Below are 21,763 nucleotides of genomic sequence, written 5' to 3' on the forward strand. Positions count from 1 at the left end.
GGCAGAGCGGGCAGTCCCRAATGCCGTGCACGTAATAACACAACATTACCGATCGGTTTCGGCGCTCTTACGTATTCACGCTGAAAGTGACAGCGGCTCCGGCGGCTTGTATAGGGGGCGGGCGCACCGCTTTCCCTGGCTCACAATCGGCTTTCCATGACCCTGTCCTCCCACTCTGGCCTCGACACCCTCCTGACCTGGATCCGCACCGAAAGCCCGACCCACGACGTGGCCGGCGTCAACCTGATGATGGATCTCGTTGTGACCCAGATGGCGGATGCGCCGGTCGCGATCGAGCGTCTGCCGGRCGCCCACGGCCTCGGCGACGCGCTGATCCTGCGCGCGGGGCCGCAGAGGGACGAGCCTGCGATCCTCGTCATGTCGCATCTCGACACCGTTCATCCTGTCGGGACCATCGAGACCGACCTGCCGCTGCGGATCGAGGGCGATCGACTCTACGGACCCGGGATCTACGACATGAAGGCAGGCGCCTGGTTCGCCCTCGAGGCCTTCAAGGACGTGGCGCGCGCGGGCAATGCGGCGCGCCCCATGGCGTTCATCGTCACGCCCGATGAGGAAATCGGCTCGCCGATGACCCGTCCGATCATCGAAAGCATCGGGCGCCGCTCGGCCTTCRCACTGGTGACGGAGCCCGCCCGCGAGGGCGGCAAGATCGTCACCTCGCGCAAGGGCGTCGGCCGCTTCGACGTTCACGTGGAAGGGCGTCCGGCCCATGCGGGGTCACGCCATCCCGACGGGCGCAACGCCATCTACGAGGCGGCCCGCCAGATCCTCGCCGTCGAGGCCATGACGGATTATTCGCGCGGCGTCACCACGACGGTCGGGATGATCTCCGGCGGCACGGCGGTGAACACGATCCCGCAGCATTGTCATTTCCCCATCGACCTGCGCGTCGAAACGGTGGCGGACGGCGAGGTTCTCGCTGCTGCCATCATGGCGTTGCAAGCCGCGAACCCGGATTTCAAGGTCACCGTCACGGGCGAAATGAACCGTCCTCCCTATGAATGCAGCGAAGGAACGGCGCGTCTCTTCGACCACGCGAAGTCGCTCGCTTCAGAGATCGGATTCGACCTCGTTTCATCGCCCCGCGCAGGCGGCGGCTCGGACGGCAATTTCACCGCAGCCATCGGCACGCCGACTCTCGATGGCCTCGGCATCGATGGCGACGGCGCGCACACCTTGCAGGAATATGGCTTGATCTCGTCGATCGCGCCGCGCCGCCAATTGATGACGCGCCTGCTGGAAACGCTTCGCTGAGACTGTCGATCAGAGCGCCGGTCTTACCAGCGCCTCGACGCCGTTGATGATGAATTGCACGGCGAGCCCGGCCAGGATGACGCCCAGCAGCCGGCTCAGCACGATGTTGCCGGTCACCCCGAGCCAGCGGGAAACCCGGTCGGCGGCCATGAACACGACGAAGCAACTCAGCACGCCGAGGGCGATGAGCGCGATGAGCGCCGACAGATAGGTGATCTGTCCGCCCGCGCGACCGGCCAGCAGAATGATGGCGGTGATGGCGCCCGGGCCCGCCATGAGCGGGATCGCCAGCGGGAAGGCGGCGACGTTGCGGATGTGATCCTCGGTGATCGCCACATCGGCCGTGTGCTGCTTGCGCTCGTTGCGGCGCTCGAACACCATCTCGAAGGCGATCCAGAACAGCAGCAGGCCGCCCGAGATGCGAAATGCCGGAATTCCGACGCCGAGGAGCCGCAGCAGGATTTCCCCGCCCAGACCGAAGAATGCCAGAATGCAAAAGGCGATGAGGGCCGCGCGCATGGCGACGCGCTTACGCTCCGAGGCGTTCATGCCGCGCGTCAACGATACGAAGATCGGCGCCAGCGCGGGCGGATCCAGGGTCACGAGGATCGTCACCAGAGCGGCGGATATAAAGTCGAGAAGCATGGGCTGGACCTCGTCGCGGGGGATAGGTATGCCCTCTCGGATGGAGTTTGGCGAGAGGTCGCGCAACGATGTTCACGGTTTTGGATCGCGTCAGCCTGCCGGGCTTCCCCGACAAGGCCAACGAGGATTCGTGCGGCGCGAGCGGCGAGTTCGCGTGGGTCATCGACACGTCGATCTTCCCCGGAACGCCGCCGATCATGAACGATCGCAGCGATGCAATGTGGCTCGCGACATTCGCCAGCGAGCGCCTGTCGGACCTCGCCCCAAGTGCGGATGAGGGCGCGGCACTCGTCCGCCACGTCATGGAGGAAGCGCGCGTCGTTTTCTTCCAGAAGGCGTCGCCCGAGCGGCACGATTTCATGACGTGGCCGGTGGGCGCCATGACCCTCGTGCGCTGGCGCGATGCCGTCCTCGACGTGTGGACCTTCGCCGACACCACCGCGTTCGTTCGTCCGCCCGGCTGCGCGGTCATCACGGTCGGCGATGCGCCGGAGCTGCGGCGGTTTGAAATGGCGAAGGCCGCCGAATTGCTGAAGGCCAGCGGGTGCACGCCGAAAACAATCGGTCAGTCGCCGCTGTTTCGAGATTGGCTCGCGAGCCGTCGCGAACGGCAGAAGCAGAGCGGCGCTCTCGCGTTGCTCGGGCTCGATCCGGGTGCCGCTGACCGGATGCGCCATGCCCGCGTGGCCTGCCCGAGCGGCAGCGAGATCCTTCTCACGAGCGACGGGTTCTCGGCGCTGGTGGATCTCTACGGCAGAATGGATGCCGAGGAGGTGTTGCGGGCAGCTTTGGATCAGGGCCTTGCGGCGCTTGCAAGAGTGGCGCGGCTGATCGAGACCCACGAAGATCCGGATGGCATCCTTTTCCCTCGCTTCAAGCTCAGCGACGACGCGACGGCGCTCTTGCTGAGGGTCTAAGGCTCACGCCGGTTCAGACGCGTCGGTCAGGGAGACAGGCCGATTCGCCGGCGGCTGTCCGCCCCCGTACCGCACCAGAGCCTCGATCCGCTCCTCGATGGAGGGGTGCGTGGCGAAGAGATTTGAAAACCCGCGGCGCGGGTTGTCGAGACAGAGCTCCATGACCGCCGACGGCGCGCCGTCGATATCCCCCTTCCGATCGATTTTTCGCAAGGCGGAAATCATCGCATCGGCATCGTGGGTAAGCTCCACGGAGCCCGCATCGGCGAGATATTCGCGACGTCGTGAGAGCGAAAAGCGAATGACGATCGACAGGACCCAGGYGACGACCAGAAGTCCCCCTGCCACTGTCATGGCCGCGAGCCTGCCGCCGCTTTTCCGATCGGATCGGTTCTCTCCGGCGGCAAGCGAGCGCCACGCGGTTTCACCCACGAACGACATCACCCCCACGGCCAGCACCGCGACGATCATGGTCCGCACGTCGCCGTTGCGGATATGCGTGAGTTCGTGCGCGAGCACCGCCTCGAGCTCGTGCTTGTCCAAGAGGTCGAGAAGCCCGCGCGTCACCGTGATGGCGTATCGGTCGGCGCTCATCCCGCTTGCAAAGGCGTTGGGCGCATCAGTCTCGATGATCCGCAATTGCGGCATCGTCATTCCGCGTGAGATGCACAAATTCTGCAAAACGACGAAAAGCTGGGCCTCGTCGGCCTTCGACACGCCTTTCGCTCCGGTGGCGAGATCGAGAATATGCGTGTTGAACAGCGTCACGCACCAGATCCACAGGGCGACACAAGCTGTGACGGCCGGCGCGAGAAAAAGCGTCAGGACGGCGGCGTCCGACAAAAATGTCTCGAACGTACCCGACTCGTCTCCTGCGAAGACCGCCACCAGCAGCGCGAGCCCATAGGTCATCAGGTAGAAGAGGATGAACAGGCCTGCAATGAGGATCGCCGAGCGACGGCGATTGGCCTGAATATGCGTGTAGAGGCCGAAGGCAGGAAACACGGCCGCGGTTCAGAACGCGACCTTCGGCGGCGCGTCGAGGCTTTGGCGCGCCGCCTCGCCCAGATCGAAGAAGGTCCGGGCCCGGAAACCCATGAGGCCCGCGAAGAGGACGGCCGGAAAATGCTGGATCGCCGCGTTGTATTCCGCGACGCCGTTATTGAAGAACCGGCGGGCCGCCGCGAGTTTATCCTCGATATCGGCCAGGTCCGTCTGCAACTGCTGGAAGTTCTGGCTGGCCTTCAGGTCGGGATAAGCCTCCCCGAGAGCGAGCAAGCGGCCAATCGCCCCCGACAGCGCTGTCTCGGCGGCCGCCTGATCGACGGGTGCTTGAGCGGCGAGGGCCTTGTTGCGCGTCTCGACCACCGCCTCCAACGTCTCGCGCTCATGGGCCACGTAACCTTTGACCGTGGCGATGAGGTTGGGGACGAGGTCATGGCGCTGCTTCAACTGGGCGTCGATATCGGCAAAAGCCTGGTTCACGCGGGTCCGCAGCGTCACGAGGCCGTTATAGGTCGTGGTCGCATAGATGGCGACGAGGCCCACCACAGCCCAGAGAATCAAGTCCATCGCCGATCCTTCGCGTTTTCCCTTGCGACACATGCCATACGCCGCGAAAGCCAGCAAGATCACGGCGTCTATAGGATCAACATCCTATCGGGTCGCGGCGATCAGGCTTGCCTGCCGTTTCGATCCGACATGAGACCTTCGGCCTTTGGATAAGCTCCCGAAATGCCTTGAAAAACGCGCGTTCATCGGCCATCTAACGGGTTGATTTCATTGGTTTCACCGCCCGGATTCGCTCGCCGATTCGCGGGCGGCGATTTTGCCGGGACGGGTTGCGCTTCGCGCGGCTCGCACCGCCGGGCGTTTTGAGAAAGACCGACCTTGACCGATCCGAACGATACCCGCCCTGGCGGCGATCAGCCAGCCAGCGACGTCAAGATGATTTCCATCGTCGACGAGATGAAGCGCTCCTACCTCGATTACGCCATGAGCGTGATCGTGAGCCGCGCTCTCCCCGACGCCCGCGACGGCCTGAAACCCGTGCACCGGCGCATTCTCTACGCCATGAACGAGAGCGGCTATACGCCCGACAAGAAGCACGTGAAATCGTCCCGCATCGTCGGTGATGTGATGGGTCAGTATCACCCGCACGGCGACCAGTCGATCTACGACGCGTTGGTGCGCATGGCGCAGGATTTCGCCATGCGATTGCTGCTCGTGGACGGGCAGGGCAATTTCGGCTCCGTCGACGGCGATCCCCCGGCAGCCATGCGTTACACCGAGTCGCGCCTCACCCGTGCGGCGATGCCGCTTTTGGAAGATATCGACAAGGACACGGTCGATTTCAGCCCCAACTACGACGAGTCGAAATACGAACCGGTCGTTTTGCCGGCCCGCTTCCCGAATCTCCTGGTCAACGGCGCGGGCGGGATCGCGGTCGGCATGGCCACCAACATGCCGCCGCACAACCTCGGCGAAGTCATCGACGGCTGCCTTGCCTTCATCGAAGACCCCGATGTCTCGACCGAACGTCTCATCGAGCTCATTCCCGGCCCGGATTTCCCGACCGGCGCGATGATCCTCGGACGTTCCGGCGCGCGCTCTGCCTACATGACAGGTCGCGGTTCGATCATCATGCGATGCAAATCCGAGATCGAGGTCGTGCGCAAGGAGCGCGAAGCGATCATCATCAACGAGATCCCCTATCAGGTGAACAAGGCGACGCTGATCGAGAAGATCGCCGAGCTCGTTCGCGAGAAGAAGATCGAGGGCATTTCGGATCTCCGCGACGAATCCGATCGCGACGGCATGCGCATCGTCATCGAGATCAAGCGCGACGCGATGGCGGACGTCGTGCTCAACCAGCTCTACCGCTACACCCCGCTGCAGACGAGCTTCGGCGCCAACATGGTGGCGCTGAACGGCGGACGCCCCGAACTGATGACGTTGAAGGACCTCATCAAGGCCTTCGTGGATTTCCGCGAGGAAGTGGTATCCCGCCGTACCAAATACCTGCTGAACAAGGCCCGCGAGCGCGCCCACGTGTTGTGCGGCCTGGCGATCGCGGTGGCCAATATCGACGAGGTTATTCGCCTGATCCGCACCGCGCCGGATCCCAATTCGGCGCGCGAAGCGCTGATGGGCCGCGACTGGCCGGCGCAGGATATCGCGCCGTTGATCCTGCTGGTCGACGACCCGCGTCACAAGATCAACGATGACGGCTCCTACCGGCTCTCGGAGGCGCAGGCCCGCGCCATCCTCGAGCTGCGCCTGCAGCGGCTGACCGCCCTCGGCCGCGATGAGATCGGCGACGAATTGTCGAAGCTCGCGGCTGAAATTTCCGACTACCTCGACATCCTGCGGTCGCGCGTCCGCATCATGTCGATCATCAAGGACGAACTCGCGCAGATCCGCGACTCCTTCGCGACGCCGCGCCGCACCCAGATCATGGATTGGGAAGCGGATGTGGACGACGAGGACCTGATCCAGCGCGAAGACATGGTCGTGACCGTGTCGCATGCCGGCTACATCAAGCGCGTGCCGCTCTCGACCTATCGGGCACAACGTCGTGGCGGCAAGGGCCGCGCCGGCATGGTGACCCGCGACGAGGATTTCGTCACCCGGCTCTTCGTGGTGAACACCCACACGCCGGTGATCTTCTTCTCGTCCAAGGGACAGGCTTATAAGGAAAAGGTGTGGCGTCTGCCGCTCGCCGCCCCGAACGCCAAGGGCAAGGCGCTGGTGAACATGCTGCCGCTCGATAAGGACGAGCGCATCACCACGATCATGCCGCTGCCGGAGGACGAGACGACCTGGGACAAGCTGGAYGTGATGTTCGCCACGTCGCGGGGTACGGTGCGCCGCAACAAGCTGTCGGACTTCATCCAGGTCAATCGCGGCGGCAAGATCGCCATGAAGCTCGATGCGGGCGAGTCGATCGTCGATGTGCAGATCTGCACCGAGGACGATGACGTGCTGCTCACCACCGCCAGGGGCCAGTGCATCCGCTTCGCGGTGCCGGAGGTGCGCGTCTTCAAGGGCCGCGATTCCATGGGCGTGCGCGGTATCAACCTGGCCGAAGGCGACGGCATCATCTCCATGGCGATCCTTCGCCATATGGCGGCGAGCGGCGAGGAGCGCGCGGGCTACCTCAAGATGCGCCGCGCTGTCATGGGAGAGGCCGCAGCCGCCGATGCCACGGGTGAGGTCTCGGATGCGGGCGACGAGGAGAACGTCGCCGGCGAAGCGCTCTCGATGGAGCGCTACACCGAGATGAGCGCCTACGAGCAGTTCATCCTGACTATTTCGGAAAAGGGCTACGGCAAGCGGACCTCGTCGTACGAATACCGCATCACGGGACGTGGCGGCAAAGGCATCACGGCCATGGCGGTCAACAGCCGCAACGGTCAGCTCGTCGCGTCCTTCCCGGTCGAGAACTCGGACCAGATCATGCTGGTCACCGACAATGGCCAGCTCATCCGCGTGCCGGTCGACGGAATTCGGACAGTCGGCCGCAATTCGCAGGGCGTGACGGTCTTCTCCACCAAGGGCAAGGAGAAGGTCGTCTCGGTGGAACACATCGAGGGTGAGGACGCGGAATCCGCCGAGGATGAGAACGGCTCTGATGAGACCGGCCCGGTGGACGGCGGCGAAGAGCAAAACCCGGATGGCGGAGAGGCTTGACGCCTCGCCGCCTTCACGCCTGCGGATGACCCGGAACCCACCGCCGCTCAACAGAACGCGGGACTGAAACTGTTGCCTGGTGCGTCTCACGGAACTCTGAGCAAGAGTCCCGGGCATCGGTACCCAAAACCGTCACATGGCCGGGCTTGTCCCGGCCATTCGTTTGCGTAAAGGGGGCGCGGCTGCTGGGCCGCGGCCCGGGTGGCGACGCGTTACAGAGACGTGAGGCTCAGACCGGCCCACGCGGCAGGGCTGAGGACGATGGCGGCGGTGGCAAACACGACAGCAAGACGAAAGATCACGAGACCCTCCTTTTCTGCAAGGTCGAGCTTGTTCTCGCATAGTAGGTGACGTAACGGCGTGCGCTTTCGCACAGGGGCTGAGGCCGGACTGGGAGCGATGCGCTTGCAGAACCGGGGTGCGGCGTCTGGAGCCGGTCGCGCCGGTATCCCCATGGGCAATTGACCGCGCGGGAGGGCCATGGCCAAATTCGCTGCTCCCTGAACCATGGAGGCCGCGATGGCTGAACAATCCGGTCCGGTGTTCCCCCTGGGGCCGAGTGTCCTCGCCGGCACGTTGGTTCCCGCGCTGATGGGCTGTCCCCATTGCGGGACGATACGGATGATCGCGGCGCCCGATTTCGGTCGTTGTGCCGATTGCGGGGCCGAGATGAAAGTGCTGAGAGCCGACGAAATCTGACGGCCCGCTCGCCTAGATGAAGCGCGGGTCGCGTTGCGGTCGGACGACCGGGGCTGATTTCCGGATGAGGGCGAAGACGGCGTTTCGGAAGGCGTCGGCCCGTTTTTGGCCGGCTTTCCCCTCGCGCGTGGAGAACCGGATCTTCAGGAACTTGCCATGGGCGATGGTGAGGAAGGCGAAGGACAGGTGCTCGCGTCCGTCGGCGGTGACGCTCAGCCGCGCGGAGGCGAGGTTCTTCTCGAGCGAGGCGGTCTCGATTTTCGCGTTCTCGTAGCTGCCACGCTCTTGCGCGATCAGGATTTCCCGCAGGACCTGCACCATCTCGCCCTTGAGCGCATCCTTGGGTGGAGGGGCGAGGTTGAACTCCTTGTCGTAGAGATAGATGTCAGCCCAGCTTGCCGCGCCGCTCGTGTAACGGACGCTGAAGCCGTAGCCGGGCGCTTGGTAGGTCGTGGTCGACCCTCGCACGAGTCCGGCGATGGACTGGGGAAACGCATGGCCTTCGACGACGACGATCTTATCACCGTCCCGCGCCGGCCGTTCCTGCGCCAGCACTGAGGGCGAGGGCAGGCATGCGAGAAAAAGGACGGTCCACAAACCGAAGCGGGGAAGGAGGGAGGCAATCATGTCCGGTCACCCGATGGTGGCAATGGAGCCGATTCTAACAAGGAGAATTACCACTTCAAGTTGCCGTAACGGCATCGCGGCGCTGCCCGGAATGCTCCACGGGCGGGTGCCTGCGGAATCGACGAGCGCGCGATCCCATCGCACACCCCAGACCTGAGGCGCCCGGGGGGCGGACCTTCGGCAATCCTCTGCCCCCGCTTGCCCCGACGCTCTCCCCACGCTACCTCATTGCCTATGACCCGCACCGCTTTGTTCACCGGAAGCTTCGACCCCATCACCAACGGCCATCTGGACGTGGTGCGGCAGGCATGCCGCGTGGCGGACCGTATCGTGGTGGCGATCGGGGTTCATTCCTCGAAGACGCCGTTCCTCACGGTCGAGGACCGTGCCGAGCTGATCAAGACCGTGTGCGGCCCGGTTGCCGAGGCCGAGGGCGCGACGGTCGAGGTTACGACCTTCAAGGATCTCGCCATCGAGGCCGCCCGCCGGCATGGCGCGACGCTGATCGTGCGCGGCCTGCGGGACGGTACGGATTTCGATTATGAGATCCAGATGGCGTCGATGAATGCCGCCATGGCGCCGGAGATCCAGACCGTTTTCTTTGCCGCATCACCGGCTTTTCGCCCCATCACCGCCACGCTCGTGCGTCAGATCGCCGGGATGGGTGGCGACGTCTCGGCCTTCGTGCCGGAGCTCGTCGCGCGGCGCCTCCAGGACACATTCAACCGGCGCTGAGCCGTTATCCTCAAGGGAGAACTACCAATGAAGCGTTTGTTCGCAGCCGGAGCGCTCGTGCTCGCCAGCCTCCTTCCGGTCGCCGCGCAGAATGCCGCGGATCCGCAAAACACCATCTTCCTCGATACCAAGGATGGCCGCATCACGATCCGGCTGCGCCCGGATCTCGCTCCCAAGCACGTGGAGCAGATCAAGGCCCTGGCCAAAAAGGGCTTTTACGACGGCGTCGTGTTCCACCGGGTCATCGACGGGTTCATGGCCCAGACGGGCGATCCTACAGGCACCGGCACCGGCAAGTCCGACCTGCCGAACGTGCCGGCGGAATTCACCAAGACCCAGTTCAAGCGCGGTTCGGTCGGGATGGCCCGGTCGCAGAGCCCCGATTCGGCCAACAGCCAGTTCTTCATCTGCTACGACGGCTGCGGTCCCCTGACGGGCCAGTACACCATCTTCGGCGAGGTCGTGTCCGGCATGGACGTGGCGGACAAGATCAAGAAGGGGAATTCGGCCGCGAACGGCATGGTGACGGCCCCCGACAAGATCGTGAAAATGCAGGTCGCAGCCGAGGCGAAGTAAGCGTGTCGGGCAAGGCCGTATGCGCCGCACGCTTCACAAGGTCGGGCAGACGCGGCCGCTGATGGCAGCCTCTGCCGCCTTGCTCATCGGTGCGATGCCGAATTTGGTTGTCGCGCAGGACTTTGGCGATCCGGACGAGAGGATGCAGCAGCTCGAGCCGGTTCCCCAATTGTCGGAGAATCTCAGCGGCACCGTTCGCCCGCGATCGAACGAACGCCTGTCACGCATCGACACGCTGGCGGAGATTTTCCGCGCGCTCGGCGGTTGCTGGCAAGTGCCGGACGGCGAGGGGTCGTCCGGACAGGAAATCACGCTCAGGCTTGCCTTTACGCGCAAAGGCGAAGTGCTCGGGCAACCGAGAATTACGTATTACCGGCCCGGCTCCGGCGGGGCCGGGAAACGCGAAGCTTTTAGCCAATCGGTCCGCGAGGCGTTTGCGCGATGCCGGCCGCTTCCCTTTACGGAAAAGCTCGGCGCGGCGGTGGCCGGGCGCGTTTTCATCTTCCGTTTCAGCGATACCGCACCTATGTGAACGGTACGCCCTCACGCTCTCATGCCAAATATTCTTACGCCAACACAGGAGATCCCCATGGCAGACCCCGAAAACACACTCGTGCTCGAAACCACCAAGGGAAAGGTCGTCATCGAACTCCGCCCCGATCTCGCCCCCGGCCATGTGGAGCGCATCAAGACCCTCGCCCGCAAGGGATTTTATGACGGTATCGCGTTTCACCGGGTCATCGACGGCTTCATGGCGCAGACGGGTTGCCCGAATGGCACCGGCACCGGCGGTTCCGACCTGCCCGACCTGAAGGCCGAATTCAACGCCGAGCCGCATGTGCGTGGTGTCTGCTCCATGGCCCGCACCTCCGCGCCGAACTCGGCCAACTCGCAGTTCTTCATCGTCTTCGACGATGCGCGTTTCCTCGACAAGCAATACACCGTCTGGGGCAAGGTGAGCGAAGGCATGGAAAACGTCGACAAGATCAAGCGCGGCGAACCTGTTCGCGAGCCTGACCGGATCGTGTCCATGAAGGTCGCGGCCGACGCAGCCTGAACGCCGTCATGGATCATTCGGGCCTGCCCAACGGCCCGAATGATCGATGGGCGGCATCGAGGAATTTGAATGCGCGTCGACCTGTTTGATTTCGAACTGCCCGAAAGCAGCATCGCACTCCGCCCTGTGGAGCCGCGCGATGCCGCCAGGATGCTGGTGGTGCGTCCGGATGCCGGTTTCGACGACAGGATCATTCGCGATCTGCCTGAATTGCTGCAGCCGGGCGACGTTCTGGTGCTCAACGACACCAAAGTCATTCCCTCGCGCCTCTACGGCCTTCGCGTTCGCGAGGAGACCGCCGCCAAGGTCGAGATCATGCTGCACAAGCGTGAGAGCGCCGATCGCTGGCGCGCTTTCGCGCGACCGGCAAAAAAGCTCGCCGTCGGCGATCGCATCCGCTTCGGCGAAGCGTCGGAGAGCACGGCGTGCGAATTGGTGCGCCTCGACGCGGAGGTGATCGAGAAACAGGAGGGCGGGGAGGTGGTGCTCCGCTTTTCGTTCTCCGGTCCCTTTCTCGACGAAGCCATCGCGCGTCTTGGTGAGCTGCCCCTGCCGCCCTACATCGCTGGCAAACGCACGACCGACGAGAAAGACCTCCACGATTATCAAACAATCTATGCGCAGGACGAGGGCGCCGTCGCGGCGCCGACCGCGGGGCTTCATTTCACCCCCGATCTCTTCCGCAAGCTTCGCGAGCGCGGAATCGACTGTCATTTCGTCACCCTGCATGTGGGCGCCGGCACCTTCCTGCCGGTGAAGGCGGACGATACCGGCGATCATCGCATGCATGCCGAATGGGGCTCCGTGAGCGAGGAGACGGCGCGCGCGATCAACGACGCGAAGGCGCGCGGCGGGCGGGTGGTGGCGGTTGGAACGACATCCCTGCGGCTTCTGGAGAGCGCCGCGCAGGACGACGGGACCGTCGCGTCGTTTTCCGGCGATACGGCGATCTTCATCACGCCCGGTTACCGCTTCAAGGCGGTCGACATTCTGATGACCAATTTCCACCTTCCCCGATCGACCCTGTTCATGCTGGTGTCGGCCTTCGCCGGGATGGACCGGATGCGGGCCGCCTACGGCCACGCTATCGAGAACGGTTATCGTTTCTATTCGTACGGGGACGGCAGCTTGCTGTTCAGGGACGATACCCGGTAAAACACTTCACTTCCGCACGACGCTGTTCTGCGCGTCCGGTGACGATTTCCGCTACCTGTCCAAGATGCAGATTGCCTCCAGGATCGTATATGAGCACCGACCAGTTTACCTTCACCGTTTCCAAGACTGACGGAACCGCGCGCACGGGCGAGATCCGCATGCCGCGCGGGGTCATCCGCACGCCAGCATTCATGCCGGTGGGTACGGCGGGCACCGTGAAGGCGATGTATCCCGATCAGGTGAAGGCCCTGGGCGCTGATGTGGTGCTGGGAAACACCTATCATCTCATGTTGCGCCCCGGCGCGGAGCGCGTTGCGCAACTCGGTGGCCTGCATAAGTTCATGAACTGGCCTTACCCGATCCTGACGGATTCCGGCGGCTTCCAGGTGATGTCGCTCGCAGCCCTGCGCAAGATCGACGAAACCGGCGTGACCTTCCAGTCGCATATCGACGGCTCAACCCACGTGATGACGCCCGAACGTTCGATCGAGATCCAGGGTCTGCTCGGGTCCGATATCCAGATGCAGCTCGACGAATGCGTCAAGCTGCCATGCACGGACGAGGTCGCGGAGAAAGCCATGAGGCTTTCCCTGCGCTGGGCCGAGCGCTGCAAGATCGCGTTCGGCGACCAGCCCGGCAAGGCGATGTTCGGCATCGTGCAGGGCGGCGCGGTGGAAGCGCTCCGCATCGAGAGCGCGACGCAACTTTCAGCGCTCGACCTCAAGGGCTACGCCATTGGCGGACTGGCCGTGGGCGAGCCGCAGGACGTCATGCTGCGCATGATCGAGATCGTCGAACCGCATCTGCCGACGACGAAGCCGCGTTATCTTATGGGCGTCGGAACTCCGGACGATATCGTGGAAGCCGTGCGGCGCGGAATCGACATGTTCGATTGCGTCATGCCCACCCGGGCGGGCCGGCACGGGCAGGTGTTCACCCGTCACGGCCGCCTGAACATGCGCAATGCGAAACACGCCGAAGACACGCGGCCGCTTGATGCGGAATCGAAATGCGCGGCGTCGAACAGCTATTCGCGCGCCTATCTGCATCATCTCGTCCGCTCGAACGAGATTCTCGGCATGATGCTGCTGACCTGGAACAATCTGGCTTATTACCAGGAGCTGATGGCGGGCCTTCGCAAGGCCATCGCCGAGGGCCGCCTCAACGATCATATCGCAGAGGTGAAGGAAGGCTGGGCCGCGGGCGAGCGCGCCGGGATCGCCGAGCACGCCGACAATGTCGCTATCGCGGGTGAGGATTGAGGACCTTGTAGAAGCCGGCCGGATCGTCGCGTCCCGTCTTCTGCGCCGTGCTGAGCGCATCGGCGATGCGGGTGGCGATGCCGATGCGGTAATGCAGACCGTCCCAGTAATTGGAATCCTCGACCGTCACCGGCGAGCGAAACCTGAAATCAACCACCGACGCGTTGTGGCGCCGCCCGATCTCCGTGACGCGCGCCTTGCACGCCGCCTCGCGCTGCTCGCCCGCCGAGCCGGGCGGAGGAAGCAGCGCAGCGTGGACCGGCATGAAAGCGAGCAAAGCCGCCCCGCTGGGTGGCGACTGCACCAACGCCTCGTCGAGCCAGTCGAGGGCGGGGAACGGGGCGATCTGCCGGGCGGCTCTCGGCGCTGAGGACGCCGGTCCGTTGCCCGACCGCGCCATCCGGCGAATGTTCTCGCGCGCCTTCCTGATGTCGTAGAGCGACTCGTCGGGCACGAAAACCTCGTAGCCGTTATGCGGAAGGCGCTCCGGCATGAGACCGAGCCTGTGGAGCGCCACACGGCCTGCGATTTCGAGAGTCGTGAGGTTGAGAAGTTCCGCATAGCCGTTCCACGGGTCGTCGTCGTAGAGCCATGGGGGAAATGTCCGAAAGGTGAGCTTTTTGCGGTCGGCATCGGCCTCGCACCACGTCTCGTCAAGGCCGAAAACCAGAAATCTCGGCCTTGGGTTCTGGCGCATGAACAGGCCCGCGAGCTGCAACTGTTCCCACGGCGTCGCGGCATTCATGGCGAAATTCGCGAAACTCCCGCCGATCGATCGGTCGAGGCGGGCGGGATCGACGAGCCTGATCGTCGAGGTGCCGAAAATCGCGGAATCGAAGCGCGCGCTCCGCACCACCTGCGGATACATGAACCGCTGGTTCAAATCCATGAGCGGCGTCGGGGCCTGCGTGGCGGAGGCACGCATCCCGAAGGGATCCAGCGCCAGGATGAACGCGTAGAGAAGGGCCGTGAGCGCCAACGCCGTGATGGCGAGGCTCAGGGAGAAACGCCGCCAGGGGGCTGCAGTGACGTCCGGATTCATGCCAGCGTGATCGCGGCAGCGGCAAGCGATGTCAACCCAGCGCCTTCAGATGTCGGATCGGTCGTCCCGGCGCGATCATTTCGGCCGCGGCGACGATGCCCTGGGCGTCGATGCCGAAATGACGGTAGAGGTCACGGACCGTTCCGGTCTGTCCGAAATGCTCGACCCCGAGCGAGCGCGTGCGGTGGCCGATCACCGAGCCGAGCCACGCCAGCGTCGCCGGATGGCCGTCGATGACGGTAATCAACCCGCAATGGGACGGAACCTGACCCAGCAGGCGCTCCACGTGGCTGCGCGCATGGACGAGCCCCCGTTCCCGTGCGCGCTGCGCCGCCGTCCAACCGGCATTGAGGCGATCCGCGGAGGTGATCGCGAGAAGCCCGATATCGCGACGGTCCTCGCCCATGAGGCCGATAGCCTCTATCGCTTCCGGCGCCACGGCGCCGGTGAAGGCCACCACCACCTGGGCGTTCGGGCCCGGCTCGCGCATCCAATAGGCCCCGTCGACGATGTCCGATGCGAGCGCGGGAGTCATTTCCCGCCGCGGCTGATCGAGGTTGCGGGTCGAGAGGCGGAGATAGACCGAGCCGCCGGTCTCGTCCCGGAGCCAGGTGCGCTCGTTCGGCTCTCCCTCGCCATCCCGCTGCATGTAGTCGAACGCCCATCGCATGATGACCGACAATTCGTCGACGAAGGCCGGCTCGAAGGAGGCGAGCCCGTCCTGCGCGAGGCCTATCAGCGGCGTGCCGATGGATTGGTGAGCTCCGCCTTCCGGGGCGAGCGTGACACCTGAGGGCGTCGCCACCACCATGAACCGCGCATCCTGGTAGCAGGCATAGTTGAGTGCATCGAGACCGCGCGAGATAAACGGATCGTAGAGGGTCCCGATGGGCAGCAGGCGTTCGCCGAAGAGCGAATGCGAGAGGCCCAGCGCCGAGAGCAGGATGAACAGGTTCATCTCGGCGATGCCGAGCTCCATGTGCTGACCGCGCGGCCCGAAATCCCACGTGAAGGTCGAGGGGATGCGCTCCGACTTGAACAGGTCCTTCATCTCTTCGCGGGCAAACAGGCCGCGGCGGTTCACCCACGCGCCGAGATTGGTCGACACCGTCACGTCGGGCGCCGTGGTGACGATCCTGTCGGCAAGCGCTTCGTTCGATCGGGCGAGCTCGTTGAGGATCAGCCCGAAACCCTGCTGGGTCGACATGATTGGCTGATCGGGCGTTGCGAGTTTCGACGGCACGGCGACCTTCGCGGCTTCGTAACGACGGGTTCCCCGTGCATTGAAGGGCACCGATTTCAGGAAGGCCTCCAGCTCGGCCTCGGAAAGGTCGAGACCCTCCAGCGGGTCCCATTCGTGGCCGGGGCGAACCTTCGCGGAGGAGCGATAGCCGTCCATCTGGGTGGGCGTGAGCAGCCCCGCGTGATTGTCCTTGTGGCCGGCGAGCGGCAGGCCGAAGCCCTTGATGGTATAGGCGATGAAGACGGTCGGACGGTCATGGTCGATCGCCTCGAACGCTTCGATCAGGCTCGGCAGGTCATGCCCGCCGAGATTGGACATCAGACGCGCGAGTTCGTCGTCGCTGCGCTTGTCGATCAGCCGCGTCACGGCCCCCTGATCGCCGAGATCGTCGAGCAGGCGCTTGCGCCAGGCCGCGCCGCCCTGGAAGGTGAGGGCGGAGTAAAGCTGGTTGGGGCAGGTGTCGATCCATTGCCGCAGCCGCTCACCGCCCGGCTCCGCGAAGGCTTCCCGCATCAGCGAGCCGTGCTTCAGCACGACCACGTCCCAGCCGAAGGAGCGGAAGATCGATTCGAAGCGGTCGAACAACCCTTCGCGCACCACAGCGTCGAGGCTCTGGCGGTTGTAGTCGATGATCCACCAGGTGTTGCGAAGGCCCTGTTTCCAGCCCTCCAGCAGGGCCTCGAAGATGTTGCCCTCGTCCATCTCCGCATCGCCGAGAAGCGCGATCATGCGTCCCTCGGGAAGGTCGGCCGCCCAATCATGGGCTTTCACATAATCCTGAACGAGGCTCGCGAAGAGGGTCTGCGCCACGCCCAGGCCGACCGAACCGGTGGAAAAATCCACGTCGTCGATGTCCTTGGTGCGGGACGGATAGGATTGCGCGCCCTTGTAGCCGCGAAAATTTTCGAGTTTCTCGCGGGTCTGATGGCCCAGCAGATACTGGATGGCGTGAAAGATCGGGCTCGCATGGGGCTTGACCGCCACCCGATCCTCCGGTCTCAGGACGGCCAGGTACAAAGCCGTCATGATGGTCGAAAGCGAGGCCGAGGACGCCTGATGGCCACCCACCTTCATGCCGTCGGGGTTGGGACGCACATGATTGGCGTTGTGGATCGTCCAGCTGGCGAGCCAGCGAATCTTCTGTTCGAACGCGGCAAGATACGGCAGGCGCGGGTCGGTCATCGTCTATGCCCAGGGTAGAGCGGAGAAGGGCCGTCGACGACGGCCTTCCGCGGGATTGAATTTCGGCGCTCATACTAGGCCTTTTTGAKTGACCCGCCAGCCGATAGCCCCTATTTCGGGCTCACTTCCGGGAGGGGCCGCCTTCCTCGGAGAGGCTTGGCCGCATGGCACCCTGTCTTCGCTGAAGATGGCTGTGTTTCAATGGGTTAGCCGGCATGTGGCGACATCGCTCGCCGTCATGGGGTCTGAGATGGGCGCGTAGCTCAGTGGTAGAGCAGCTGACTTTTAATCAGCGGGTCGATGGTTCGATCCCATCCGCGCTCACCATCTCAGATCTCTGAAAAGTAAAGACTTTTTCGTGAATTGTCTTCCACTGGATTGTACGATTACGGTGTGGGTTACAGGAGGGCTAACGCAGGGTCGTCGTGTGACGAATTGCTGAGCCGGATCGATGAGGACGAGAGCCTCCTGCGGCCCAAAGCAGCAGCGCGGAATCCCTTTTCCTGATCAGTAGGTTGAAATTCCAGGCGTCCCAAAATTGCCAACGTTTTTGGGCGAGAGGGGTCTTTCGAGAGGCGCGGACGTGTTGCAGGTCTTGATAGAGTCGGAGCGGCCGAAGGTTAATCGGACGATACTAGATTTCGTATAGACACGTATTTAGCCAGCAGATTTGTGCTACACACGGACGGGAAGTGCGGCTTACACCGCAACATTCGCCAGCCCGGTCCTCGGCCAGCGTTTGCGATTGAAGGTCACAGGCTCAAATCCTGTCCCCGCAACCATCTTTAATTGTCGAACAGCAGAAGCCGGATCCGAAAGGGTCCGGCTTCTTGCGTTTGAACTACACATCGCCAGAATGCCGGCGAGCGCGCCGCGCAGCTCGACCTTGAGCGCGCCATCCTCCGGCACCAGCCGGATCACCTCGATCAAGCTGCGGATCAGGTCGAACGCCTGGTCCTTGGTGATTGGGTCCTCGAGAAGGTGGCCGAGGTCCGAAACCTTCTGCCGATAAATCTCCGCCAGGTTCGGATGAAACAGCGGCTGGTTATCGGCGGGCACCTTCAACTCAGCCTCGAGCTCGACCTTGCGCGCCTCCAGGGCCTTGAGGTCGTCCAGCAGAGAACGCGGTGCGTCATCGCTCCCCGTCAGGAGGTCGAGGATGCGGCGGATGCGTTTGTTGGTCCGGACGAGCTCCTGCTCGGCCGAGGCTCTGGCCGCCCGCTCACCGATCCGGCCGCGGTTGACCTCGGCATGAAACTCCTCCGCAAAAACCTTGAACAGCGCCGGGTCCATCAGCCCGTTCCTGATGCCGTCGAGGACGATCGCCTCAAACGTCTCGTGCCGGATGGTCAGCATGTTGGTACAGATGGCCGCGCCCTTGTTGCGGGCAGCCGCACAGCCAAAGCGGTGCTGGCCGACCTTGACGTAACCGGCACCGCAAGCGCCGCATTGCATCAGCCCCGAGAGCAGAAACTTGGGCCGGGTCTGCTGATGGAACGGCTTTTGGGCCGAGCGAGCATCGGGTCGGGTGTCCTGCGCCATCGTCGCCTGGCGATCCTTCACCGCCTGCCACAGCGCCTCGTCGTTGATCCTGAGCTCCGGCAACTCATGGACGACAAAAGCCTCGTCAGCGTTCGGCCGCGAGCGGCGCTTGCCGGTATCCGGATCCTTCATGTAGCGCAGGCGGTTCCAGACCAGCCGTCCGCGATAAAGTTCATTGTTGAGGATGCCGGTGCCGCGGGCACGGTTGCCGTTGATGGTCGAGGCGCCCCAGGCAGCACCCCGGGGTCCCGGGATGCCGCGGTCATTGAGATCGAAGGCAATCCTGCGCGGGCTCTTGCCGGCGGCGAAATCGACAAAGATCTGACGGACGATGGCGGCCTCCGTTACGTCGATGGCGCGGCCGCCACGGATCGGACTGCCGTCCGTCGCGATCTCCCGCTTGACCGTATAGCCAAAGCACAGACCGCCGCCGGACTGACCCTTCTCGACCCTGCCTTTAAGCCCACGACGGGTCTTGTCGGCGAGGTCCTTGAGGAAGAGGGCATTCATCGTCCCCTTGAGCCCGACATGCAACTCGCCAATCTCGCCCTCGGCCAGCGTCACGATCCGCACGCCGGCAAACATCATCTGCTTGAACAAAGCCGCCACATGCTCTTGGTCGCGGCTGATCCGATCGAGCGCCTCGGCCACCACCACGTCGCAGCCGCCGGAGCGGGCCATTTGCAGCAGGTTCTGGTAGCCGGGGCGCAGCATGCTGGCGCCCGAGATGCCCTCGTCAGCGAAGATCCCGGCGACCGTCCATCCCTCGCGGGCGATCCGCTCCTCGCAGATGGCGATCTGGTCCTCGGCCGACGACGCCGACTGGAGATCGGACGAATAGCGGGCGTAGATGGCAGCGCGCATTGGTGTATCCTGTCAGGCGACTCGCGTATCGGCAGGCCAAGCTACTTTAGAGAGCTGCTTGCGCCAAATCGAGCCGCGCTCAGGTGCTTACAGCGTGGCCATCCTTGATTTTCTAAGAAGGGGGTGTGTTAGGACAAGGGGTCAGGCCTATCCGAAATCGCCCGTCGTTTGAGGATCGGCAAGGCGTCTGTTCATCGGGTTCTGAGCCCAGCCCAACCTGAGTTTTTGCAACTCGGTTGCCAACCCAGATCTCACCAACGCGGGTTGCTAGGCCAGGGTCAAAGCCCAGCCGGCGAAACTGCCGCGAGTGTCCGGAGTGGGCGCGGAAACAGACCTTGTTACCGCCGGGATCTAAGGCTGAGTTTGACCCAGAGCTGACTTTGGATGGCCTTTGCCATCCTGGAGAAGTCGGTGAGACGTCGATCACTTATTGTTTTCCCAGAACCGGATGGCGTCGGCGACCCATCCTTCGGCACTCGTGCCGGTACCGAGCCCGAAGCCGTGACCAAGGTTCTTGTACTTCCGGTATTCCACCTCCGAGCCGGACTTGCGCAGTGCCGCAACTCGCTGTTCCATAGCAGAGGGAGGTGCGATCCCATCCTGCTCGCCGACGGCCACGAAAGTTGGGGGCTCGTCGGCCGAATGGTCCGAATGGGCCGTGTAGGCCATTACGACAGCCGATGGCTTCGGCAGGTACTTACCGCCGAAACGGGCGACGCCGTGCGACCCGATCGATGCTGCCATTCTCGCTCCCGCGGAGCTGCCCCACAGGGAATAGCCGTGAGTACCGACCCCGAGGGCTTCGGCATTCTCGAAGATGTACGTGATGGCCGCAGCCAGATCCTGGGTGGCAATCGCGCCGCCTTGTCCGGCCCGGTACTTCAAGACGAAGGCATTGTAGCCCTTGCCGCTGATCTCGGCGGCGTAGGGAAAGCCCTCGTGGACGGAGCCGACATAGGAGAACCCACCCCCGGGCGAAATCACCGCGAAGGGTGCTCCCGGACTGCCGCGGAAGAAGAACAATCCGGTCTGCTCCTTCGTCGGATCAGCCCGCTTCTGCGCCTCGGTGTAAAAGTCGTAGAAGACGGTCCTGCCCCTGCCGACATCGTCGATGATGCGGTTTAACGATCCCACCACGGTCTGAGGGCGAACCTGCGTGTGGTACGGCAGGAGCGAACCTATGTTCGCCAACGGCATGTTCTCGTCATAGCGACGGTCGTCCCAGGGCAATATCTGGCGCCCAAATCCCGAGAAGGCCGGATGGTTCAGGATGTCCCGGATGCTGCTGTTTGCGGTCAGGGGAACCGGCTTGGTTCCGCCTGCCGCCTGCTCTCCACTCTCACCGGGCCTGTCATGCGCCAAGCCAGCCTCGGTCGCGTTCGCCGCCGAGCAGGCCGATAACAGGAACAGGGAGAGCGCCATGGTGGCGGATGGCAGTGCAAGGATGCCCATGTGCGATTACCCCATAGTCTTTTGATCGTTGGCCGCCGTCGAACGGTCGGAATGCGTGGCCGTCTTCAGCCCTCGCACGATCTCCGTCCTGCGCCCGATCGATGAGGTCATTGTCTTCCGGTGCTGGAGCCATTTCATCCCGTAGTAGGTCAGGGACATGTAGAGCCCTGCGATCGCGATGCAGTGGACGAAGAATCCCCGGACGGACTCCTCGAAGTTCCACCAATCTAGGGTGACCTGCATGGCGAGCTTGGTGCCGATGCCCAGATCGAAGGAACTCCAGACGCCATGGGCTGCAATGGCAATGGCGATGGCTGGGAGTGCGAGGGTCCGCACGACGTTCGCCTTCGAGATGCCGAACAGGGTTCGTGCCACGCCCATGATCATCGGCCAGCGCATACCCAGATGGATGGAGACGATGACAAGGACCCAATAGGCGGCAAGGGTATGGATCTGCCGCACGGCGAAGCCGCCGTAGGCCGACATGAATCCCGACAGCGTGTTGGAGATTAGGACGCTGGTCACGAGCAGCGCCAGCATCGCGACCAGCAGGACAAAGTTGATCCCGATATTGCGCAGCCCGCGCCCGTGACGCTTCTCATTGGGGACTCTGCGGTACCAGCGCCGATTGAAAACGTTGTGCACGATGACGAGCAGGAACATGCCAGTCCCGACCACCTCATGAACCGTGTTTCCCAGCCACCAGTAGGCGAGGCCGAGCAGCAGCAGGCCGGCGGCGATCAGGTCGAACGTCAGCCGCATCAGGAACATGGAGCTCACGATCTGCGTCCCGGG

19 protein-coding genes and 1 tRNA gene are annotated in these 21,763 nt (G+C 63.7%); 11 read left to right on the forward strand and 9 right to left on the reverse strand.

The genetic code is table 11. The features are described 5' to 3' along the window. Positions 1-156: 156 nt before the first annotated feature. Entirely contained in the window at positions 157-1,278 is a 1,122-nt protein-coding gene (locus AC1DVM_RS08700; protein WP_477253739.1) for a M20 family metallopeptidase, read from the forward strand. A 9-nt stretch (positions 1,279-1,287) separates the two neighbouring features. Here AC1DVM_RS08700 and AC1DVM_RS08705 read toward each other — a convergent pair whose 3' ends face one another. Next, positions 1,288-1,923, reverse strand: a complete 636-nt coding sequence (locus AC1DVM_RS08705) for a MarC family protein (RefSeq protein WP_477253741.1) — start codon at positions 1,921-1,923, stop codon at positions 1,288-1,290. Between the two features lie 68 nt (positions 1,924-1,991). Between AC1DVM_RS08705 and AC1DVM_RS08710 the strand changes: the two genes are divergently transcribed. Then, complete coding sequence (locus AC1DVM_RS08710) at positions 1,992-2,840, forward strand: hypothetical protein (RefSeq protein WP_477253743.1); 849 nt, start codon at positions 1,992-1,994, stop codon at positions 2,838-2,840. 3 nt (positions 2,841-2,843) lie between these two features. On the opposite strand, the gene AC1DVM_RS08715 is transcribed toward AC1DVM_RS08710, so the two are convergent. Continuing rightward, positions 2,844-3,845, reverse strand: a complete 1,002-nt coding sequence (locus AC1DVM_RS08715) for a M48 family metallopeptidase (protein WP_477253744.1) — start codon at positions 3,843-3,845, stop codon at positions 2,844-2,846. Between the two features lie 9 nt (positions 3,846-3,854). Continuing rightward, entirely contained in the window at positions 3,855-4,412 is a 558-nt protein-coding gene (locus AC1DVM_RS08720; RefSeq protein ID WP_477253745.1) for a LemA family protein, read from the reverse strand. A gap of 375 nt (positions 4,413-4,787) precedes the next feature. Between AC1DVM_RS08720 and gyrA the strand changes: the two genes are divergently transcribed. Together gyrA and AC1DVM_RS08730 are read left to right on the forward strand one after the other, a co-directional pair. Further along, the gene (gyrA, locus tag AC1DVM_RS08725) at positions 4,788-7,532 is read left to right on the forward strand and encodes a DNA gyrase subunit A (protein WP_477253782.1); all 2,745 of its coding nucleotides are present in this window, start codon (positions 4,788-4,790) and stop codon (positions 7,530-7,532) included. Between the two features lie 519 nt (positions 7,533-8,051). Beyond that, positions 8,052-8,231, forward strand: a complete 180-nt coding sequence (locus AC1DVM_RS08730; protein WP_477253747.1) for a hypothetical protein — start codon at positions 8,052-8,054, stop codon at positions 8,229-8,231. 12 nt (positions 8,232-8,243) lie between these two features. Here the strand turns inward: AC1DVM_RS08730 and AC1DVM_RS08735 are convergent, their stop codons facing one another. Beyond that, positions 8,244-8,858 (reverse strand): hypothetical protein, encoded by a 615-nt coding sequence (locus AC1DVM_RS08735; protein WP_477253749.1) that lies wholly within the window; start codon positions 8,856-8,858, stop codon positions 8,244-8,246. A 234-nt stretch (positions 8,859-9,092) separates the two neighbouring features. Here AC1DVM_RS08735 and coaD point away from each other — a divergent pair, with 234 nt between their 5' ends. From coaD to tgt, 6 genes are all read left to right on the forward strand, one after another. Further along, positions 9,093-9,593, forward strand: a complete 501-nt coding sequence (gene coaD, locus AC1DVM_RS08740) for a pantetheine-phosphate adenylyltransferase (protein WP_477253751.1) — start codon at positions 9,093-9,095, stop codon at positions 9,591-9,593. A 27-nt stretch (positions 9,594-9,620) separates the two neighbouring features. Further along, a complete protein-coding gene (locus tag AC1DVM_RS08745; RefSeq protein WP_477253753.1) occupies positions 9,621-10,169 on the forward strand; it encodes a peptidylprolyl isomerase in 549 nt (182 codons plus the stop codon). Between the two features lie 19 nt (positions 10,170-10,188). After that, positions 10,189-10,701 (forward strand): hypothetical protein, encoded by a 513-nt coding sequence (locus AC1DVM_RS08750; RefSeq protein WP_477253754.1) that lies wholly within the window; start codon positions 10,189-10,191, stop codon positions 10,699-10,701. A gap of 57 nt (positions 10,702-10,758) precedes the next feature. After that, positions 10,759-11,226, forward strand: a complete 468-nt coding sequence (locus AC1DVM_RS08755; protein WP_477253756.1) for a peptidylprolyl isomerase — start codon at positions 10,759-10,761, stop codon at positions 11,224-11,226. Positions 11,227-11,295: 69 nt separating this feature from the next. Next, positions 11,296-12,381: a tRNA preQ1(34) S-adenosylmethionine ribosyltransferase-isomerase QueA gene (queA, locus tag AC1DVM_RS08760; RefSeq protein WP_477253758.1), complete on the forward strand. Its 1,086-nt coding sequence runs from the start codon at positions 11,296-11,298 to the stop codon at positions 12,379-12,381. Positions 12,382-12,470: 89 nt separating this feature from the next. Further along, on the forward strand, positions 12,471-13,643 hold the full coding sequence (tgt, locus tag AC1DVM_RS08765; RefSeq protein WP_477253760.1) for a tRNA guanosine(34) transglycosylase Tgt: 1,173 nt from the start codon (positions 12,471-12,473) through the stop codon (positions 13,641-13,643). Here the strand turns inward: tgt and AC1DVM_RS08770 are convergent. Beyond that, positions 13,624-14,685: a hypothetical protein gene (locus tag AC1DVM_RS08770; protein ID WP_477253762.1), complete on the reverse strand. Its 1,062-nt coding sequence runs from the start codon at positions 14,683-14,685 to the stop codon at positions 13,624-13,626. The two genes, tgt and AC1DVM_RS08770, sit on opposite strands and share 20 nt — an antisense overlap. Positions 14,686-14,716: 31 nt before the next feature. Beyond that, positions 14,717-17,110 (reverse strand): transketolase, encoded by a 2,394-nt coding sequence (locus AC1DVM_RS08775; protein WP_477253764.1) that lies wholly within the window; start codon positions 17,108-17,110, stop codon positions 14,717-14,719. 252 nt (positions 17,111-17,362) lie between these two features. Between AC1DVM_RS08775 and AC1DVM_RS08780 the strand changes: the two genes are divergently transcribed. Next, positions 17,363-17,437 (forward strand) — tRNA-Lys (locus tag AC1DVM_RS08780). A gap of 372 nt (positions 17,438-17,809) precedes the next feature. Here AC1DVM_RS08780 and AC1DVM_RS08785 read toward each other — a convergent pair. From AC1DVM_RS08785 to AC1DVM_RS08795, 3 genes are all read right to left on the reverse strand, one after another. After that, on the reverse strand, positions 17,810-19,516 hold the full coding sequence (locus tag AC1DVM_RS08785) for a recombinase family protein (RefSeq protein WP_477253766.1): 1,707 nt from the start codon (positions 19,514-19,516) through the stop codon (positions 17,810-17,812). A gap of 423 nt (positions 19,517-19,939) precedes the next feature. Next, complete coding sequence (locus AC1DVM_RS08790; protein WP_477253767.1) at positions 19,940-20,968, reverse strand: alpha/beta hydrolase; 1,029 nt, start codon at positions 20,966-20,968, stop codon at positions 19,940-19,942. Between the two features lie 6 nt (positions 20,969-20,974). Further along, positions 20,975-21,739, reverse strand: a complete 765-nt coding sequence (locus tag AC1DVM_RS08795; protein WP_477253784.1) for a DUF4405 domain-containing protein — start codon at positions 21,737-21,739, stop codon at positions 20,975-20,977. Positions 21,740-21,763 lie beyond the last annotated feature (24 nt).

It is taken from the genome of Microvirga sp. P4_A5 (assembly GCF_056402495.1).

What these genes read in the sequence shown, in the direction of transcription:
- AC1DVM_RS08705 (WP_477253741.1), bottom strand. Translation starts at nt 1,923, where the DNA reads ATGCTTCTCGACTTTATATCCGCCGCTCTGGTGACGATCCTCGTGACC.
- AC1DVM_RS08710 (WP_477253743.1), top strand. Translation starts at nt 1,992, where the DNA reads ATGTTCACGGTTTTGGATCGCGTCAGCCTGCCGGGCTTCCCCGACAAG.
- AC1DVM_RS08720 (WP_477253745.1), bottom strand. Translation starts at nt 4,412, where the DNA reads ATGGACTTGATTCTCTGGGCTGTGGTGGGCCTCGTCGCCATCTATGCG.
- AC1DVM_RS08730 (WP_477253747.1), top strand. Translation starts at nt 8,052, where the DNA reads ATGGCTGAACAATCCGGTCCGGTGTTCCCCCTGGGGCCGAGTGTCCTC.
- AC1DVM_RS08735 (WP_477253749.1), bottom strand. Translation starts at nt 8,858, where the DNA reads ATGATTGCCTCCCTCCTTCCCCGCTTCGGTTTGTGGACCGTCCTTTTT.
- coaD (WP_477253751.1), top strand. Translation starts at nt 9,093, where the DNA reads ATGACCCGCACCGCTTTGTTCACCGGAAGCTTCGACCCCATCACCAAC.
- AC1DVM_RS08745 (WP_477253753.1), top strand. Translation starts at nt 9,621, where the DNA reads ATGAAGCGTTTGTTCGCAGCCGGAGCGCTCGTGCTCGCCAGCCTCCTT.
- AC1DVM_RS08750 (WP_477253754.1), top strand. Translation starts at nt 10,189, where the DNA reads ATGCGCCGCACGCTTCACAAGGTCGGGCAGACGCGGCCGCTGATGGCA.
- AC1DVM_RS08755 (WP_477253756.1), top strand. Translation starts at nt 10,759, where the DNA reads ATGGCAGACCCCGAAAACACACTCGTGCTCGAAACCACCAAGGGAAAG.
- queA (WP_477253758.1), top strand. Translation starts at nt 11,296, where the DNA reads ATGCGCGTCGACCTGTTTGATTTCGAACTGCCCGAAAGCAGCATCGCA.
- tgt (WP_477253760.1), top strand. Translation starts at nt 12,471, where the DNA reads ATGAGCACCGACCAGTTTACCTTCACCGTTTCCAAGACTGACGGAACC.
- AC1DVM_RS08770 (WP_477253762.1), bottom strand. Translation starts at nt 14,685, where the DNA reads ATGAATCCGGACGTCACTGCAGCCCCCTGGCGGCGTTTCTCCCTGAGC.
- AC1DVM_RS08775 (WP_477253764.1), bottom strand. Translation starts at nt 17,110, where the DNA reads ATGACCGACCCGCGCCTGCCGTATCTTGCCGCGTTCGAACAGAAGATT.
- AC1DVM_RS08785 (WP_477253766.1), bottom strand. Translation starts at nt 19,516, where the DNA reads ATGCGCGCTGCCATCTACGCCCGCTATTCGTCCGATCTCCAGTCGGCG.
- AC1DVM_RS08790 (WP_477253767.1), bottom strand. Translation starts at nt 20,968, where the DNA reads ATGGGCATCCTTGCACTGCCATCCGCCACCATGGCGCTCTCCCTGTTC.
- AC1DVM_RS08795 (WP_477253784.1), bottom strand. Translation starts at nt 21,739, where the DNA reads ATGTTCCTGATGCGGCTGACGTTCGACCTGATCGCCGCCGGCCTGCTG.